Raw genomic sequence first — 554 nt, 5'->3', positions numbered from 1 at the left:
ATAACTGACTGTGAAATTGTGAACATTTGTCCTGAATCGTCCGGATTGACATCATCTGTACCGCAACCTAATTCGTCAACAGTTTTGAAATTGGTTTTCAATTTCACACCTGCCAGTGTATTGTCCATAGAAATATTAAAGAACAGTGTCATTGTCTGACTCAATAAGTTGTTGTTGATGGACCCGAATTTACCTTTTGCGTAATTTAAAGGGTCACTGTCTGTCCAGGTGTTCTGTACATCATAAGTGGCAAATCCTATCAAGGCTCTTGGTGTGCCGCCTCCAGGTAACATTTTGAAAATGTTGTTGTCGGAAGCTTTAGGTTTTCCTATAATGTCAGAAAGTTTTAATGTGAAGTAATTACCTGTAAATGTACTACCGAAATTATATAAATTTCCAGGCTGTGCATCAACAGCGGCTGCCATGATAGCTTGTGCTTTCGATGTGCTTCCGTCAGGTAAACAAGCGTTACCGTTTACATTGCCATAGAATCCCTGAGTGTATGAACAGTGAGCGTCAGAACATTCAGGAACTTTAAAGGTAGAAGAACATGA

The 554-nt window shown here is 39.5% G+C and carries 1 protein-coding gene; it reads right to left on the bottom strand.

The genetic code is table 11. From position 1 onward, the window contains the following. The coding region (locus tag EZM65_RS15585; RefSeq protein ID WP_169051729.1) for a hypothetical protein at window positions 1-554 on the bottom strand (554 nt) is incomplete at both ends.

This window comes from Flavobacterium sp. H122 (assembly GCF_004959765.1).
GTDB lineage: Bacteria > Bacteroidota > Bacteroidia > Flavobacteriales > Flavobacteriaceae > Flavobacterium.
Note: the sequence above shows the minus strand (reverse complement) of the source record. Positions and strands in the feature narration are given on the sequence as shown.